The organism is Ruicaihuangia caeni (assembly GCF_029952955.1).
Lineage (GTDB): Bacteria > Actinomycetota > Actinomycetes > Actinomycetales > Microbacteriaceae > Ruicaihuangia > Ruicaihuangia caeni.
This window is the reverse complement of sequence record NZ_JASATX010000001.1, coordinates 624,060-641,547: the sequence shown is the minus strand read 5'-3', so window position 1 is coordinate 641,547 and position 17,488 is coordinate 624,060. Positions and strand designations below refer to the sequence as shown.

13 protein-coding genes are annotated in these 17,488 nt (G+C 67.9%); 5 read left to right on the top strand and 8 right to left on the bottom strand.

All coding sequences use genetic code 11. The annotated features are described in order from the left end of the window. Together lepA and tkt are read right to left on the bottom strand one after the other, a co-directional pair. Positions 1-1,854, bottom strand: a complete 1,854-nt coding sequence (lepA, locus tag QF206_RS02940) for a translation elongation factor 4 (RefSeq protein ID WP_281487699.1) — start codon at positions 1,852-1,854, stop codon at positions 1-3. Positions 1,855-1,914: 60 nt separating this feature from the next. Beyond that, the gene (gene tkt, locus QF206_RS02935; protein WP_281487698.1) at positions 1,915-3,972 is read right to left on the bottom strand and encodes a transketolase; all 2,058 of its coding nucleotides are present in this window, start codon (positions 3,970-3,972) and stop codon (positions 1,915-1,917) included. A gap of 136 nt (positions 3,973-4,108) precedes the next feature. Here tkt and QF206_RS02930 point away from each other — a divergent pair, with 136 nt between their 5' ends. From QF206_RS02930 to rpsT, 4 genes are all read left to right on the top strand, one after another. Continuing rightward, positions 4,109-4,558, top strand: coding sequence for a PTS sugar transporter subunit IIA (locus tag QF206_RS02930; protein WP_281487697.1), 450 nt, complete (start codon positions 4,109-4,111; stop codon positions 4,556-4,558). A gap of 15 nt (positions 4,559-4,573) precedes the next feature. Continuing rightward, positions 4,574-4,843 carry a PTS sugar transporter subunit IIB gene (locus tag QF206_RS02925; protein ID WP_281487696.1) on the top strand — a complete coding sequence of 90 codons (270 nt, stop codon included), beginning with the start codon at positions 4,574-4,576 and terminating at the stop codon, positions 4,841-4,843. 70 nt (positions 4,844-4,913) lie between these two features. Then, positions 4,914-6,503, top strand: a complete 1,590-nt coding sequence (locus QF206_RS02920; protein ID WP_281487695.1) for a PTS ascorbate transporter subunit IIC — start codon at positions 4,914-4,916, stop codon at positions 6,501-6,503. A 298-nt stretch (positions 6,504-6,801) separates the two neighbouring features. Then, positions 6,802-7,062: a 30S ribosomal protein S20 gene (gene rpsT, locus QF206_RS02915; protein ID WP_281487694.1), complete on the top strand. Its 261-nt coding sequence runs from the start codon at positions 6,802-6,804 to the stop codon at positions 7,060-7,062. Between the two features lie 104 nt (positions 7,063-7,166). Here the strand turns inward: rpsT and holA are convergent, their stop codons facing one another. From holA to QF206_RS02890, 5 genes are all read right to left on the bottom strand, one after another. Beyond that, positions 7,167-8,243 (bottom strand): DNA polymerase III subunit delta, encoded by a 1,077-nt coding sequence (gene holA, locus QF206_RS02910; RefSeq protein ID WP_281487693.1) that lies wholly within the window; start codon positions 8,241-8,243, stop codon positions 7,167-7,169. A gap of 82 nt (positions 8,244-8,325) precedes the next feature. Beyond that, positions 8,326-10,674: a ComEC/Rec2 family competence protein gene (locus QF206_RS02905; protein WP_281487692.1), complete on the bottom strand. Its 2,349-nt coding sequence runs from the start codon at positions 10,672-10,674 to the stop codon at positions 8,326-8,328. 49 nt (positions 10,675-10,723) lie between these two features. Then, positions 10,724-11,383 (bottom strand): ComEA family DNA-binding protein, encoded by a 660-nt coding sequence (locus QF206_RS02900; RefSeq protein ID WP_281487691.1) that lies wholly within the window; start codon positions 11,381-11,383, stop codon positions 10,724-10,726. A gap of 62 nt (positions 11,384-11,445) precedes the next feature. Continuing rightward, complete coding sequence (gene leuS, locus QF206_RS02895) at positions 11,446-13,950, bottom strand: leucine--tRNA ligase (RefSeq protein ID WP_281488113.1); 2,505 nt, start codon at positions 13,948-13,950, stop codon at positions 11,446-11,448. 114 nt (positions 13,951-14,064) lie between these two features. Next, complete coding sequence (locus QF206_RS02890; RefSeq protein ID WP_281487690.1) at positions 14,065-15,492, bottom strand: anthranilate synthase component I family protein; 1,428 nt, start codon at positions 15,490-15,492, stop codon at positions 14,065-14,067. 11 nt (positions 15,493-15,503) lie between these two features. On the opposite strand from QF206_RS02890, the gene QF206_RS02885 reads away from it, so the two are divergent. Further along, on the top strand, positions 15,504-16,400 hold the full coding sequence (locus QF206_RS02885; protein WP_281487689.1) for an aminotransferase class IV: 897 nt from the start codon (positions 15,504-15,506) through the stop codon (positions 16,398-16,400). Between the two features lie 150 nt (positions 16,401-16,550). Here QF206_RS02885 and QF206_RS02880 read toward each other — a convergent pair whose 3' ends face one another. Beyond that, entirely contained in the window at positions 16,551-17,453 is a 903-nt protein-coding gene (locus tag QF206_RS02880) for a glycine betaine ABC transporter substrate-binding protein (RefSeq protein ID WP_281487688.1), read from the bottom strand. Positions 17,454-17,488 lie beyond the last annotated feature (35 nt).

The window sequence follows — 17,488 nt, the reverse complement described above, 5'->3', positions numbered from 1 at the left end:
TTACTTCTTATCCTTCGCTTTCTCGGTATCACCCGAGAGTGCGGCGATGAACGCTTCCTGCGGCACCTCGACGCGGCCCACCATCTTCATGCGCTTCTTGCCCTCTTTCTGCTTCTCGAGCAGTTTGCGCTTGCGGGTGATGTCACCGCCGTAGCACTTGGCGAGAACGTCCTTGCGGATCGCGCGGATGTTCTCGCGAGCGATCACGCGCGCGCCGATGGCCGCCTGGATCGGCACCTCGAACTGCTGGCGAGGGATCAGCTCCCTGAGGCGCCCCGTCATCATGACGCCGTAGTTGTACGCCTTGTCACGGTGCACGATCGCGCTGAAGGCGTCGACCTGTTCGCCCTGCAGCAGGATGTCGACCTTGACCAGATCGGCCTCCTGCTCCCCCATCGGCTCATAATCGAGGCTCGCGTACCCCGCTGTCTTGCTCTTCAACTGGTCGAAGAAGTCGAAGACGATCTCACCGAGCGGGATCGAGTACTTGATCTCGACGCGGTCTTCGCCCAGGTAGTCCATGCCGAGCAGGCTGCCGCGACGGCCCTGGCACAGCTCCATGATCACGCCGACATAGTCCTTGGGAGCGAGGATGGCGGCGCGCACCATCGGCTCCGTGACGCTGTGGATCTTGCCCGCCGGGAACTCGCTCGGGTTCGTCACGGTCACAGTGTTACGATCTTCGGTCGTGACCTCGTACACCACGCTCGGGGCGGTGGTGATGATGTCGAGGTCGAACTCGCGGCGCAGCCGCTCGGTGACGATCTCGAGGTGGAGGAGCCCGAGGAACCCGCAGCGGAATCCGAAGCCGAGGGCGACCGAGGTCTCTGGCTCGTAGTTGAGGGCGGCGTCGGACAGCTTGAGCTTGTCGAGCGCCTCACGAAGGTCGGGGTAGTCGCTGCCGTCGATCGGGTACAACCCGGAGAAGACCATCGGCTTCGGGTCGGTGTAACCGGGCAGCGGTTCGGATGCCGGCTTCACAGCGTTCGTGACGGTGTCGCCGACCTTCGACTGGCGCACGTCCTTCACGCCGGTGATCAGGTAGCCCACCTCGCCGACGCCAAGCCCCTTCGTCGGGATCGGCTCTGGCGACGAGACGCCGATCTCGAGGAGTTCGTGCGTGGCACGCGTCGACATCATCTGCAAGCGCTCGCGCGGAGTCAACTGACCGTCGACCATTCGCACATAAGTGACCACGCCGCGGTACGAGTCGTACACGGAGTCGAAGATCATGGCGCGCGCGGGCGCGTCGGCGTCTCCCACCGGGTTCGGTACGCGCTGCACCACGCGATCGAGCAGTTCCTCGACCCCCACACCCGTCTTGCCACTCACCCGGAGCACATCGTCGGGGCTGCCTCCGATGAGCCCAGCGAGCTCCTTGGCGTATTTCTCCGGGTCTGCCGCGGGAAGATCGATCTTGTTGAGCACAGGAATGATCTCGAGATCGTTCTCGAGCGCCAGGTAGAGGTTCGCGAGCGTCTGCGCCTCGATCCCCTGTGCCGCGTCGACCAGCAGAATCGCGCCCTCACAGGCGGCCAGCGACCGCGACACCTCGTAGCTGAAGTCGACGTGACCGGGGGTGTCGATCATGTTCAGCGCGTATGCCTGCCCGTCGACCGCCCACGGCATCCGCACGGCCTGGCTCTTGATGGTGATGCCGCGCTCGCGCTCGATGTCCATGCGGTCGAGGTACTGGGCGCGCATGGCGCGCTCTTCGACCACGCCGGTCATCTGCAGCATCCGGTCGGCCAGGGTCGACTTGCCGTGGTCGATATGGGCGATGATGCAGAAGTTGCGGATGAACTCGGGGTCGGTCGACGCCGGCTCAAGGGCGGTCACTGCTCGTGGGCTCAACGGTCCTCAATCGGGGCTGACTCGGGGGATGTCTGACGGGCGGATGCCGCGGCATCCGCATCAGTCGATTGTCCCATGCCGCGCGAGCACCCGTTCCGCCGCGGCGATTATCGCCTCGGCAGTGAAGCCGCGTCTGCGCATGAGTTCGGCGCCGGAGCCGGATTCACCGAACCGGTCGACGCCCAGCACCTCTCCGTCGAGTCCCGCGAAGCGGTACCACCCCTCCGGCGAGGAGGCCTCGATCGTGACCCTGGCCCTCAGCGCGTCGGGAAGCACCCGCTCGCGCCACTCGGGTGACGCCTGCTCGAACCACTCGACGCACGGCATCGACACGACGCGCACGGCGATGCCCCGGTCGGCCAGGGTGCGGGCAGCGTCGACCGCGAGGGACACCTCACTGCCCGTAGCGATCAGGGCGACCGCGTCGCCGTCGCCGTGCTGCCACGCGACGTAACCGCCCTGCTTCACTCCAGCGTCGAGGCCTTGCCGCTCGGGCAGCACAGGAACGTCCTGACGAGAGAGCACGAGCGCGGCCGGCATGCGACGGTCGGTCAGGATGCGGCGCCAGGCGGCCACGGTCTCGGGACCGTCTGCCGGGCGCACCACGGCGAGCCCGGGCATCGATCGCAGCGACGGCACTTGCTCGACGGGTTGGTGGGTGGGGCCGTCTTCGCCGACGGCGAGCGAATCGTGGGTGTAGACGAACACCACGGGAAGCTCCATGAGCGCGGCGAGCCGCACTGCGGGCCGCATGTAGTCACTGAATACGAGATAGGTCGAACCGAAGGGCCGCCAGCATCCGTGCAGCGCGATACCGTTCAGTACCCCGGCCATGGCGTGCTCGCGGATGCCGAAGCGAATGAACTCCCCTGCCGGACGGTCGGCCGAGACAGCCTGCCCCGGCACAGCGACGTTGGTCGACGACGCCAGGTCGGCGGAGCCGCCCCAGAGCGTGCCGCTCGATTGCATGGCCTTGATCACGGCGCCGCTCGCCTTGCGGGTGGCCTGCGGCTCGCCGACTCCTGGGAGCGCGATGTCATCGAGCGGCGCGAGGTCGACCTCGCCGTCGCGCAGTCGCTGCCAGCGACCCGCTTCCTCCGGATCGGATTGACGCCACTCGTCGAAGCGGCGCTGCCACTGCGCCTCGGCTTCGGCACCACGCGCGATCGCCTCGCGAGTGAACGCCAAGACCTCGTCGGGCACGAGATCCTCGAGCTCGGCGTCGCGTGCGAAGCCGAGCAGTTCCAGCACCTCCTGCACCTCTTCTTCCCCGAATCCGCCGTAGTGCGCCTCGGGGCGGCCGGAGTATGCGGGTGAGGGGTCACCGATCACGGTGCGCAGCGCGATGAAGACGGGGCTGCCCCGGTGCTCCCGCGCGGTCTCGAGCGCGGCCTGCAGGGCATCGACATCGCGATGGTCCTCTACGTCGATGACATGCCAGCCGTAGGCCCGGTACCGAGCGCGCACGTCCTCGGTGAACGCTTCCTCGGTGAGCGCGTCGATGGTCACGCGATTGTCGTCCCACACCATGACGAGGTTGTCGAGGCCGAGCGTGCCGGCAAGGCTTGATGCCTCGGCGGAGACGCCCTCCTGCAGGCATCCGTCGCCCGCGACGACCCAGACGGTCGTGTCGAACAATCCGGTGTCGGCGCCGAATTCGGCCGCCTCGCGACGGGCCGCGAGCGCCATGCCGACTCCCATCGCCACGCCCTGTCCCAGTGGGCCCGTGCTCGCCTCGATTCCCTCGGTGTGACCGTGCTCGGGGTGGCCAGGTGTGAGCGAGTCGAGCGAGCGCGCCGCGCGAAGGTCGTCGAGGGTCAGACCGTAGCCGGTGAGGTACAGCTGCACGTACTGCAGCAATCCCGCATGGCCCGCACTGAGCACGAACCGATCGCGCCCGGGCCAGAGCGGATTCGCCGGATTGTGCCGCATGACACGCGAGTACAGCGTGTGGGCGAGCGGCGCGAGGGCCATCGGTGTTCCGCCATGCCCGTGGCCCTTCTGCTGCACGAGCATCGCCGGAAGCGCGATGGCCGCCGCGACCGCCCTGCGTTCCAGTTGTTCGCGCGATGCGTCGTGGCCGGTGCCGCCCGGAGTGGCTCGTGAGCTGGTGTCCATGCCGCACACGGTACTCGCCGCGCCGCAGCTCGGCGCAAGGAAATCGGGGATATCGGGCGAGTCGAGGTATAGGCTCTGCACAACCTGAGATGGCCGAAGTGACTCACGGCTCTCTGGCCGGAGTGGGGGCTCGCATATGGATCTGCTCGATGCGCTGAAGTCGATCGAGACCGGGCAGCACGCCACGAACTGGCGTGAGGCGATACGCCTGGCCGGAAAAGGCCTGGTCGAGAGCGGCGCAACCACCGACGAGTACACCGACGAGATGATCGAGGCCGTCGAGCAGAACGGTCCGTACATCGTCATCGCACCCGGCCTCGCGCTCGCCCATTCACGGCCCTCGCCAGCAGTGCTGCGAGCCGGGTTGAGCTGGGTCGGACTGACTGAGCCGGTCGAGTTCGGTCATGCGACCAACGACCCGGTCCGCCTCATCATCGGTCTCGCGGCGCTCGATCACGACGCGCATCTGGAAGTCATGTCGACGCTCGCGCTCGCCCTGAGCGATGAGACCCGCTTCGAGCGTCTGCTCGGGGCGACCTCGCCCGGTGAGGTACGAGCCCTGCTGGCCGAATCGGCCGGGAACTGAACGGAAAGGCTGTCCATGAAGATCTTGACGGTGTGCGGAATGGGCATCGGCACGTCGATCCTGCTGAAGATGAACACCGAGAAGGCTCTCAAGGCTCTCGGCGCGTCAGCGGACGTCGAAGCGTCTGACATCGGGTCGGCGCGCGGTGCCGCGCGGACCGTCGACATCGTGCTCATCTCGCACGATCTCGCCGAGCAGCTCGGCGATGTTCCCGCAAAGGTGATCGAGATCCAGAACTTCCTCTCGGTCGACGAAATCTCGCAGAAGCTCGCTCCAGAGGTCTGATCGCCCCGAGGGCACCCGCTTCGGCACACCGCGTCCAATCGATTCCGACTACTAGACAAGGAGCCCCACGATGGAGTGGCTGGTTGTAGTTCTGACATTCATCGGGCAGCAGATACTGAACGTGCCCGCATACCTGATCGGCATCATCACGGCGATCGGGTTGATCGCGCTTCGGCGCACACCCGGGCAGGTGGTCGGCGGTGGCCTCAAGGCCGCGCTGGGCTTCCTCATCCTGGGCGCCGGTGCAGGCGTCGTGGTGTCGTCGCTCGATCCCCTCGGCAAGCTCATCCTCGAGGTGACGGGCGCTCAGGGGGTGATCCCGACCAACGAGGTCATCACCGCTCTGGCTGCAGAGCAGTACGGCGCCACCAGCGCCTACGTGCTCGTGCTCGGCTTCATCGTGATGCTGCTACTTGCGCGCTTCACTCCGCTGAAGTACATCTTCCTGACCGGTCACCACATGGTCTTCATGTCGCTGCTCCTGGCCGTGGTGCTGTCGGTCGGCTTCGGCGAGGACCTCGGATGGCTCGTGGTCATCATCGGCGCGCTGTTGCTCGGGGTGATCATGGTCGTCATGCCCGCGTTCGCCCACCCGTGGATGAAGAAGATCACGGGCGATGACACCATCGCGATGGGGCACTTCGGTTCGGCCGGCTACATCGCGGCAGGTGCTGTGGGCCAGGCGGTCGGCCGTCGCAGCCACTCGACCGAGCGCATCAACTTCCCGCAGGGCCTCGGGTTCCTGCGCGATTCGATGGTCGCCACGGCGCTGTCGATGGTGCTGATCTACCTGGTGTTCGCGATCTGGGGCCTCATCGCCCTGCCCGCTGACACGGCACTCCCGATCCTCAACGCCGCTGACGGTGGCGCCTTCATCATGGCGGCGATCATGAACGCGCTGCTGTTCGGCGTCGGCGTCGCGGTGATCCTGTTCGGCGTGCGCACGGTGCTCGGCGAGCTGGTGCCGGCGTTCCAGGGCATCGCCGAGAAGGTCGTGCCCGGTGCACGTCCCGCGCTCGACGTGCCGATCGTGTTCCCCTTCGCTGCGAACGCAGTGCTGATCGGCTTCCTCACCTCGTTCCTCGGCGGCCTCGTCAGCCTCGCCCTCATTGCGATCTGGCTCGGCCCTGCGTTCGGGTTGGCGCTGATCCTGCCCGGAATGGTGCCGCACTTCTTCACGGGTGGTGGCGCCGGAGTCTTCGGCAACGCAACCGGTGGCCGCATCGGCGCCATGGTGGGCGGTTTCGTGAACGGCGTGCTCATCACGATCCTTCCCGCCCTGCTGCTGCTCGTCCTCGGCGAGCTCGGTTTCGCGAACACGACCTTCGGCGATGCCGACTTCGGCTGGTTCGGCACCTTGATCGGAGTGAGCCTGCTCGGCGGACCGGTCATGGGCGTCATCCTGACGGTCGTGATCGGCGCGGTGCTCGTGATCGCGGCGTCGCTGTGGCAGCGTCGGGTCGTCGACACCGGCTGGATTCCAGGAGCGCGCCGCGACGAGTGGCTCGTGGAGCAGGAGGCCGCGGAACGCGCCACAGTCGCCGAGGCTGGCACGGCACGCACCATGGGCGCGACCAGCACGACCGGCACGACCAGCACGACCAGCACCACTGTCACGGACCCGGAGGCCGACACCGGCCGCCACGCGCGCCGCGACTGAGCAGCGCTCGAAACGGTTCGGTGGAGGGCGTCGGTTGGCCGGCGCCCTCCACTGTTGCCTCTGGCTTCACTGCCGCTCATGGGTCGCAAGCCGCTTGACTTCCACCCGCATAGGCGCTGTGCCACGCCGCATCACAGGCCGCGTTGAGCCGACCCACTCGAACTGGTAAAGTTTCCTGTTGGCTTGCACTGTCCCGACGCCTCGCGACGGAACGTGAATTGCGGCCGAGAATCATCATCGGGAGTCCATACCCTCCTCGGCTGCCCGGAACTGTCAACGCAACAAGAAGGTTAACCACGTGGCAAACATCAAGTCGCAGATCAAGCGCATCCTCACCAACAAGAAGGCCCACGACCGCAACAAGGCGGTCAAGAGCGAGGTGAAGACCCACATCCGCTCGGTGCGCGAGGCTGTTGCCGCTGGCGACAAGGAAAAGGCTGTGGCCGCGCTGCAGCTCGCTTCAAAGAAGATCGACAAGGCTGCCAGCAAGGGCGTCATCCACAAGAACCAGGCCGCGAACCGCAAGTCGGCAATCGCCAAGCAGGTCGCATCACTCTGAACTGAACTGCGCCGCTCCTAGCGGCTCGCGAAGGGTCCGTCTCCACAGGGAGGCGGACCCTTCGTCATGTGAGCCGCCATCCGCGCGATCCGCGCGTAGCCTGCTCAGCGGCCGCGGGCGGCGATCACAGTCACGAGGCGCTCGAGGGCGAACTCCGGGTCGTAGGCGGCCCCCTTGACCGCGGCATCCGTTTCGGCAAGCAGTTGGATCACTCGCGCGAGCCCTTCATCGCTCCACCCCTGGAGGTCGCGCCTGGCACGATCGACCTGCCATGGGGCGAGGCCGAAGCGCGACGCGAGCTGCCCGGGCGGCCCGTAGGCGCCGGAGAGCTTCGCCATGGTGCGCACCTTCGCCGCGAACGCCGCGACCAAGGGCACCGGGTCGGCGCCAGTCGCGAGGGCATGGCGCAGCAGCCCGAGCGCCTCGCCCCGGTGCCCGGCTATCGCGGCATCCGCCACTTTGAACGCGTTCGTCTCGACCCGGCCCGAGTAATAGCGCTCCACCGTGCGCTCGGTGATCTCGCCCTCCGAGTCGGCGATCAGCTGCTGGCAGGCGGCGGCGAGTTCGGCGAGCTCTCCGGTGAACGCGCTCACGATGCCGCGGACGGCTCCGGGCGTGACCGAGCGCTGGGCCGACTTGAACTCTGCCATGGCGAAGTCGTAGCGATCGCTGTCCTTCTTGAGCTCTGCGCAGACGATCTCGATCGCGGTGCCGCTCGCGGCGCGGATGGCGTCGAGCAGCTTCTTGCCGCGCTGGCCGCCGGCGTGACGGAGCACGACAACTGTGTCGTCCGCCGGCGAATCCAGATACTCCAGCATCTCGGCGAGGAAGTCATCGGTGCACTTCTCGACGCCGCTCACGCGGATGAAACGAGGCTCTGCGAACAGTGAAGGACTCGCGAGCGTCAGCAACTCCCCCGGCGCGTACTTATCGGCTTCGAGCTCGCTCGTCTCAAGCGCCGGGTCGAGCTCGGCGAGTTGCGACCGTATAGCGCGCGCAGCGCGGCCGGCGAGCAGTTCCTCAGGACCTGTGATCAGCACCACCGGGGCGGGGCGAACACGGTTCCACGGCAGCTGCTCGATCGCAACCTTCGCCTTGCCTCCACGGGCGACACCTCGCGCGGTGGACCCGGCCCCCGAACGCGAACTGGAGCTCGATCGAGCAGAACCTCTCGCCGCCATGTGGCTCCTCTCGACTGCAGAGACTCGATGCGCGCCAGCAGGATCTTGGGGATCGACTGGTCGGGGGTCGGTCTCCTCAAGACTAATCGGCGGCACCGCCACCGCGGGGTTCAGCCTCGCCCCTCGACTCAGGCTCTCGGCCGCCGCCCCGTTCGCGCCAAATGTGGAGGCCGTCGTCCCTCTGAGCGACGAGAATCATTCCGTCAGTATCCGTCCGCGCGATCGCGCTGTCGCTTTCGTCGAACAACTGGAGCACCGCGGGAGCAGGGTGCCCATATCGGTTGTCGGCTCCCACCCCGATCAGCCCCAGCCTGGCACCGATCGCTCGATACAACGGCGGGTGCTGATCGGCCGAACCATGGTGACTCACCTTCACCACGTCGAAGCGACCGAGTCGGGCGGATGCCGAGAGCATCACCTGCGCGTCCTGCCCGAGGTCGCCAAGCCACAACGAGCTCAGGCATCCGTTGGTACAGCCCGGCAGCGGTGTGATCGAGAGGACGACGCTGCCGTCGTTGCCCTTCGAGGGACCGTTCCGGCTCGGCCACAGGACGCGCCACTCGTGCGATTCCAACGTTCCACTTCTGCCTGCCCGCACCTGCTCGACCGTCGCGCCAGCGACTCGGAACGCTTCGAGCAGGCGTGCGTCGGCGTCGTCCTCGGGGTCGCTGGCGATGACGAGGTCGCTGCGGGCGAGCACCGCTTCGGCTCCACCGGAATGGTCGTGGTCGAAATGAGTCAGCACCAGCACGTCGAGGCGTGTCACCCCGAGTCGCTGGAGGCAGTCCGAGAGCAACGCTGGTGAGGCGCCCGTGTCGACGAGCAGCACCTGATCGCCGTCGCGCACCACTGCAGCGTCACCCTGCCTCACATCGCAGAGCGCGATGCGCCAGTCGGAGGGCCGCCCCATCGCGCGGATCGTATCCGCGACCGCCGTGGCGCCCGTCGTCGCCGCGAGGACCACGACCGCGGCGACCGCGAGTTCGCGCCGACGCCGAGCAGACAGCGCCACAGAGAGCACGAGCGCGGTGAGCAGCGCGAGCAGCGCAGCGCCACCCCAGCCCTCCGGCCAGGGCAACCGCGCGAGCGGCAGCGCCGCAGACACGTGTGCTACAGCGGCTATCCAGGCTGAGGGCAGCCAGGCGATCCACGCGAGCGCTCCGGCCAACCAGGGAAGCGTAGGCACCAGCACGCAGGCGAGCGAGCCGAGCACGGTCGCAATCGGTGCGGCCGGTCCTGCGAGAAGGTTCGCAGGCACGCCGTAGAGCGGAATCGACGGCTCGAGCAGAATCAGGATCGGCTGGCAGGCGAGTTGAGCCGCCGTTGGAACAGCGATGATCGCCGCAAGGCGCTCCGGCATCCACCGTGAGAAGACCCGGCCGATCGGCACTGACAGCAGCAGCAGGCCCGCGGTGGCGGCGACAGAGAGCGCAAAGGCGTAGTCGCGACTGAGCCAGGGGTCATGCAGCAGCAGCGCGGTGACCGAGAAGGCAAGCACCGGTACGCCTCGCTGGGGTCGACCGGTGGTCAGCGACACGAGCACGATCGTCGCCATGACCGCTGCCCGCAGCACGCTCGGCTCTGGTGTGACCAGCACGACGAAACCGAGCAGCGCTACCAGCGCTGCGATGACACGCCACGCTCGCGACCACCCGAGTGCCGTGCCGAGTGCGACCAGCAGTCCGGTGACGATGGCGCAGTTCGCACCAGAGACGGCGGTGAGGTGGCTCAGTGAGCTGTCCTTCATCGCTCGATCGAGGTGTTCGCTCACGGCCGTGGTATCGCCGATGGCGAGCCCCGGCAACAACCCTCCGCCGTCGCCGGGCAGCTCCTGCGCGAGGTCGCGGAAGCCTGCGCGGAGTTGCTCGGCAGCGCCGAGTAGTGGAGGCGGAGGCAACAGCAGTTCGAGCGAGCGAGCGCGGAGCAGCATCACCGCTCGGTCACCGGGTTCGGCTTCGCGGGCGGAAGCCGACGACACCGCGAGCACCGCGCCGGGCGCTGTTCCGGCGGGGGGCTTTGCGAAGACTCGCACGGGCAGCGCGGCCATCGGCGCGTCGACGGGCCTGAGCAGCCCGTCGACGCGATCGGGTCGAGCGGTGGTGACTTCGAGTGCGCCGCTCACCTGCACGGGGAGCTGCACCCCGGACGGCAGTGCGCGCGCTTCGTGATGCACGGTTGTCGCAGTCGCCATCGCCGCGCCAGCAGCAAGCAGCAGCACGAAGGAGCGCCAGAAGGCGCTCATGATCAGTGCCCGGCGAGTGCCCCGATCCGCGCGTTGCTCTGCCGTTCGAGCGCCTCTGGCGCGCACCGTTCTGGCCACCAGCAGCACCGACAGTGCGGACCCGAACCCGACTGCACACCAAGCGGCGGCTTGAGGGAGGGCGATCAGCACTCCCGCCGTCAGCCACGCCGATGCGGCCACGATCGGCATGACGAGCGGAGTCGATGCGAATCGCGGACGCATCATGGAGACACGCGCATCAGACCGTCACCAGATCGCGCAGCCCGTCGAGCAGCTTCTCACCGATGCCACTGACGGCGATGAGGTCGTCCACCGTGCGGAACCGACCATGCCGCTCGCGCCACTCGACGATGCGTGCGGCAAGGGCAGGGCCGATTCTCGGCAGCGCTTCGAGTTCCGTCGCGGTAGCGGTATTGACGTTGACCACCGCTCCCCCGGTGCCTCCCGAGGCCGACCCGACGGCCGGCGCGGCGGGCTGGGCTTGCGCCTCGGCCACGGTGAGCACGCGGAGTTGCTCGCCGTCGACCACGGGGCGGGCGAGATTCACAGCGCCGAGGTCGGCATCGGCGGCGAACCCGTGAGCAGCGGCGATCGCGTCGACAGCGCGATCGCCAGGCTGCAACCGGTACAGGCCAGGCGCGTTCACGGCACCGAGCACATGAACGTAGACGACAGGAGCCTCGTCGTCGTAGGCCGCTCCAACGCCAGCGGAAACAGAGTCGCGAGCGCCGTGAGTCGCAGGGGCTGCCGCTTCGGCAGCCGGCAAGACGCTGGTGCCGCCACCCGGTGTCACTGCCACTGTGAACACCGCGACGCCGAGCGCGACCAGCGCCACGACGATCGCGGCACCCACGAGCCTCCGCACAGCGGCGCGGCGCGGATCGGTGAGCTGCGTCATGCCGCGAGGCTAAGCGCGTTCTCGCGGCCTCCGGCGTCAGATCAGCGCCTGCTGTGCCCCGCTCAGCGTTTGGTGGCGATGTTGACGACGCGTGGCGCGCGCACGATGACGTTCGCGATCTCGCGGTCGCCGATCGCGCGCACCACGCCCGACGCTTCGCGGGCCAGAGCCTCGAGCGCCCCGGGTGCGATGTCGGGCGACACCTCGGCCTTGCCTCGTACCTTGCCATCGACTTGGAAGACGGCAGTGACGGTCTCCTCGACGAGCAAGGAAGGCTCGGCATCCGGCAGTCCTGCGAACGCCACAGAGGGCGCGTGCCCCAGCATCTCCCACATCTCTTCGGCGGTGTACGGCGCGAAGAGGCTCAGCGAGATGGCGATGACCTCAGCGGCCTCCCGAACGGCCGGGTCGGCGGCGCCCGCTCCGGAGTCGATCGTCTTGCGGGTGGCGTTCACCAGTTCCATGATGCGGGCGACCGCGACGTTGAACTTGAACGACTCGATGAGACCGGGGAAGTCCGCCAGGAGGTGGTGCGTCGCTCGGCGCAGGCCCGTGTCACCACCCGCCGGAGCCGTACCGGGCTCGCTCGCCACGTCGTTGGCGACGCGCCACGCCCGGGCGAGGAACTTGCTGGAACCCGTGGGCGAGACCTCTGCCCAGTCGATGTCATCCTCCGGCGGGCCCGCGAAGGCCATCGTCACTCGCACAGCATCCACACCGTGCTTGTCGACCTCTTCCGAGAAGAAGACGATGTTGCCCTTCGACTTCGACATCTTGGCGCCGTCGAGGATCACCATGCCCTGGTTGAGCAGTTCCTTGAACGGCTCCTCGAACGGCACGAGGCCGAGGTCGAAGAGCACCTTGGTGATGAAACGGGCGTAGAGCAGGTGCAGGATGGCGTGCTCCACGCCGCCGACGTACTGGTCGACGGGCGCCCACTTCGCCACTTCCGCCGGGTCGAAGGGCTGGTCGGGGTCGTTCGGGCTGAGGAAGCGGAGGAAGTACCAGGAGCTGTCGACGAAGGTGTCCATGGTGTCGGGGTCGCGCTTCGCCGGCGAACCATCCACTGGGTTCGTGGTGTTCACCCAGTCGGTCGCGCCGCCGAGCGGCGAGCTCCCCTTCGGCTGCAGATCGAGCCCCTCGGTGGGAGGCAGCGTCACCGGCAGCTGCTCGTCGGGCACCGGGATGAGCTCGCCGTTCTCGCCGTGAACGATCGGGATAGGCGTGCCCCAGTATCGCTGGCGCGAGATCAGCCAGTCGCGCAGACGGAAGTTCTTGGCCGCACGACCGGTGCCGCGCTCCTCGAGGATCTCGATCGCGCGGGCGATCGCCTGCTCCTTGGGCAAGCCGTCGAGCGGGCCGGAGTTGACCAAGCGGCCGTCACCGACCAGGGCCACGCCCGTCGACTGCGGGTGCACTTCTGCCAGTTCCTCAGCATTCGCGGTCGGATCGACGACGAGTCGCACGGGAAGGTCGAACGCGCGCGCGAACTCGAGGTCGCGCTGGTCGTGCGCAGGCACGGCCATGATCGCTCCGTGACCGTAGTCGGCGAGCACGTAGTCCGCCGCCCACACCGGCAAGCGCTCACCGTTGAGAGGGTTGACGGCATACCGGCCGAGGAAGACGCCGGTCTTGGGCCTGGCGGCATCCTGCCGTTCGATCTCGCTCGACTTCTGCACCTGGGTGAGGTAGTCGGCGAAGGCCTGCTGCACCTCGGGAGCAGCACCTTCGACCAATTCGGCGGCGAGGTCGCTGTCGGGAGCCACCACCATGAAGGTGGCGCCGTAAAGCGTGTCAGGGCGGGTGGTGAACACCGGCACCTTCTCGTCACGCCCCTCGATCTCGAAGTCGACGTCGGCGCCCATCGAGCGACCGATCCAGTTGCGCTGCATCTGCAGCACCTTGTGAGGCCACTTGCCCTCGAGCTGGTCGAGGTCGTCGAGCAGGCGGTCCGCGTAGTCAGTGATCTTGAAGTACCACTGGGTCAGCTTCTTCTTGACGACCACGGCGCCGCTGCGCTCGCTCGTGCCATCGGCCAGCACCTGCTCGTTCGCCAGCACTGTCTGGTCGACCGGGTCCCAGTTGACCCAGCTGTCCTTGCGGTACGCGAGGCCCTTCTCGAACATGCGGAGGAAGATCCACTGGTTCCACTTGTAGTAGGCCGGGTCGCTCGTGTGGAGCACGCGGTCCCAGTCGAAGGATGCCGCGTACTTGCGCATCGAAGCCTTCTGCTGCTCGATGTTCGCGTAAGTCCAGTCGCGCGGGTTCGCGCCGCGCTTGATCGCCGCGTTCTCGGCGGGCAGGCCGAACGAGTCCCAGCCGATCGGGTGCAGCACGTTGTATCCGCGCTGACGCCAGTAGCGCGCGAGCACATCGCCGAGCGCGTACACCTCGGCGTGGCCCATGTGCAGGTCGCCCGACGGGTACGGGAACATGTCGAGCACGTACTTGCGGGGGCGCTCGTCGTCGACACCGAGCGTCGAGAAGGGCTTGAGCTCGTCCCAGATGGCGAGCCACTTCTCCTGAATGCGGGTGAAGTCGTATCCGCGCGCGTCGTCGTGCCGCATGTCGTCGTGCTCTGCCACCGAACTTCCATTCATCGCAAGACCTCGGGCCCGAGACTCGGACCTCAGCGTGGGCGCAGCGATCGCGGATGCCGCGAGCAAGCCCGACAGACAAGCTTAGTGTCGAGCGGCACCGAGGCTCGCGAGCAGCGGCGCCGCCTTCAGCTTCACCTCTTCGAGCTCGGCCGCGGCATCCGAGAGCGCTGTGATGCCGCCTCCTGCGCCCACCGTTGCACCGGCTCCATCGATCACGATGGAGCGGATCACCATGGCGAGGTCGGCGCTTCCATCGGCGCCGAGGTAGCCGAACGCTCCGGAGTAGATGCCGCGCGGCCCGTCCTCGAGCCGGTCGATGATGCGGGTGGCGCTGAGCTTGGGTGCGCCCGTCATCGATCCGCCGGGCAGGCACGCCATGACGACATCGATGACATCGAGGCCTTCCGCGAGGCATCCGCGCACGCGGCTGACGAGCTGGTGCACCTGCGCATAGCTCTCGATCGCGAGCAGCCGTGGCACCGCGACCGAACCGACGCGGCACACGCGCTGCAGATCGTTGCGCATCAGATCGACGATCATGAGGTTCTCGGCGCGCTCCTTCTCGCTGTCGCGAAGCTCGCGATGCAGCCGCTCGTCTTCGAGCGCCGTGGCGCCTCGACGACGCGTTCCCTTGATCGGGTGCGTCTCGACCGAGCCGTCGGGGGTGACGAGCAGGAACTGCTCCGGCGACGCGCTGAGCAACGAGACGCCTCCGATCCGGACGAACCCTCCGTGGTGCGCGGGGCTGGCCCGGCGCACCGCGAGATACCTGGCGACCGCGTCGAAATGCCCGTCGACCGTCGCCTCATTGGTGAGGCACAGCAGGTACGCGTCGCCGGCGCGGATCGCGGCGCGGCACTGCTCGATGAGGTCGAGGTACTCGGCATCCGAATGCCGCCACCGAACCAGCGGGCGGGAAGACGTGCGCGTCGGCACCGGTGGCCCGGCGCGGGCCTTCGAGCGCGAAGTCTCGATGTGCTCGAGCGTCTGGGCTCGCCACTGCGCCAGCTCGGCATCCCACTCGTGCCCGATCGCGACGAGCCAGACGCGGCCGGACTCATGATCGACGACGACAGCGCGGTCGACCCAGAGCAGGGCGAGGGGCGGATGCCGGAGCGCATGGCGCTGCCGCTCCCCCGTCGTCACGGCCCGCAGCTCATAACCGAGCCACCCCACCCAGCCGAGCGGCAGACCCGGCACGTGCAACGCCGTGTCGTCGCGACCAACGGCCGCGAGCGAGGAACCGCGCGGCGACTCGTTCACGTCCGCGCTGCCGTCCTCGGCGCGAGGCACCCGTCGTAACCGCTCCCGAAGCGCCGCGAAGTCGCTGGCGTTCGGCTCAGTGCTCACATACCGGTCAGCAGACCAGCCGAGCACACTTCGCCCAACCGCGGCATCCGGGCCGCTGTCCAGCCAGAACACGTCGTCGTGCGCCTCCGCGATGGCCTCGAAGAGCGCGGCGGAGTCGATGCCGCCGGTGACCTCCCAGGCGAGCAGTGGCGGACGCATACGCTAAGACTATGAGCGCGCCGGAGCACGACCTCTTCGAGTGGACCGGTGACGGGTTCCGCTCCGCGCCGCACCGCGAGCTGCCGTTGCTGGCAGCCGACTCCTGGTTGGTCACCGAAGGGGCAGCGCTGGCGGTCGAACTGCACCGCGAGCGCTTCTCCACCGCTGTGGCGAACGTCGTCGATGCGGTCGAACCGGGCCACCCGCCGCACGGTTCGGAGGAGCCTGCGCTCGACGTCGATGCCTTCTTCGACGCGCTGCTCGAGTCGATTCCTGAGCAGGAGCAATGGTTTCCACGCGTTGAACTCGTCGCCCGCTCGATCGGCCCCGGCGCGGATGCTGTCGAAGATGCCGCGGCGACGCCGGTGTCGGTGTCGGTGGCCGACCTCCGACTCCGATGGCGCCTGCGACCCGCACCAGAGCTGCGACGCAGCGTCGTGCTGAGCACATGGAGCGGAGCCGACCCGAGGATGGCACCGACTGTCAAGGGCCCGGACATCGGTCGGTTGGCAGCGGCGAACGCGGCAGTGCGTGCCAGCGGCGCGGACGAGGCGATGTTCACCGACGCGTCAACCGGCGCCGTGATCGACGGCGCCACCAGCGCGGTGATGTGGTGGCGCGGCGACGCCATGGTGTTCCCCGACCAGCGACTGCCGCGCGTCGCCAGCGTCACGGCCCGAGTGCTGCGCACCGTCGCGGCCGCGCGGGGGGCGGAGGTGCGCGAGGAACTCGCGTCGCCCGAGGAACTCGACGGGCTGGAGATCTGGACGCTCAATGCGCTGCACGGTCTGCGCATCGTGACCGAGTGGCAAGACGGACCTCGCTCAGCCGAACAGCCCGGGCGCCTCGAGGCGTGGCGCGCGGCCCTCGGCTCGTTGCGTCGTCCGCTGCGCCGACCGCCGCAGTAGAGACCGCTGGAGGAGCGATCGCTGCAGCAGAGACCGCTGCCGCGACGATGCGCGCGAGCCCGCTTGAGGCCGCTGTGAACCCGTCCCCGACAGCGGTGGCCGGGCACCTCGCGGGCCCGGCCACCGTTGATCTCGGTGTGGTTCGAGACGTCAGCTCGTGAGGCTGTCGACGTACTCCTGGTTGTCGGCGATCCACTGCTCGACGATGGGACCGAAGTCGCTGCCGTCGTAGTCGACGAACATCGCCTTCTCGAGCGAGTACAGCGTGTCGAGGTCCATCTCGAAGTCGGCGAGCCACTCGGCGAGCTGCGGGAAGTCGTCCGCGAAGCCGGCCTTGCCGTAGGTGTGGATGCTCTCCACCGTGGCGAGTGTGCCTTCCGGGTCCTCGAGGTTGCGGATGGGGAACGCCCCGTACGCCCAGTGCGGCTCCCACAGCGTGACGACGATGTTCTCGCCGTTCGCAATGGCGGTCTCGAGCTCCGTGAGCATCGCAGCGGTCGACGAGGTCATGTACTCCATGCCCTCGAGCCCGTACCCGGGAATGACCCGCTCTTCGGTGGCCTTGGTGAGGCCCGCACCCGGCTCGATGCCGATGATGCGGTTGCCGAACTCGTCTGCGTGCTCCGCCAACTCGGCGAGCGAGTCGATCGGCGCGTCCTCGTTGACCGCGAGGGTCAGCTTGGACTCGTTGTTCCAGGCGCCGAGATCGGCGATCTTGTCGCCGTACTCCTCGAGGTAGCTGGCGTGGGTCTCGGGCAGCCAGACGTCGAACGTCGCGTCGTAGTCGCCCTCCGAGAGTCCGACGAACACCGGCGCCGGGTCGGCGTATTCGAGCGTGACGTCATAGCCCTGCTCGGTGAGGATCGCCTTCCAGAGCTCGGAGACGGCGATGCCCTCGTCCCAGCCGTTGAACACGGCGATCGTGATGTCGGTCTTGTCGCCTGTCTGGCTGTCCGCACCGGGTTCGGTTCCGGTGCCGCTGCTGCTGCAGCCGGTCAGTGCGAGCGCCGTGATGGCTCCCGCTGCGATGAGCGACGTCATGCGCTTCTTCATGGGTCGTCCTTTCTGGCCGTCAGGAGACGGCTTTG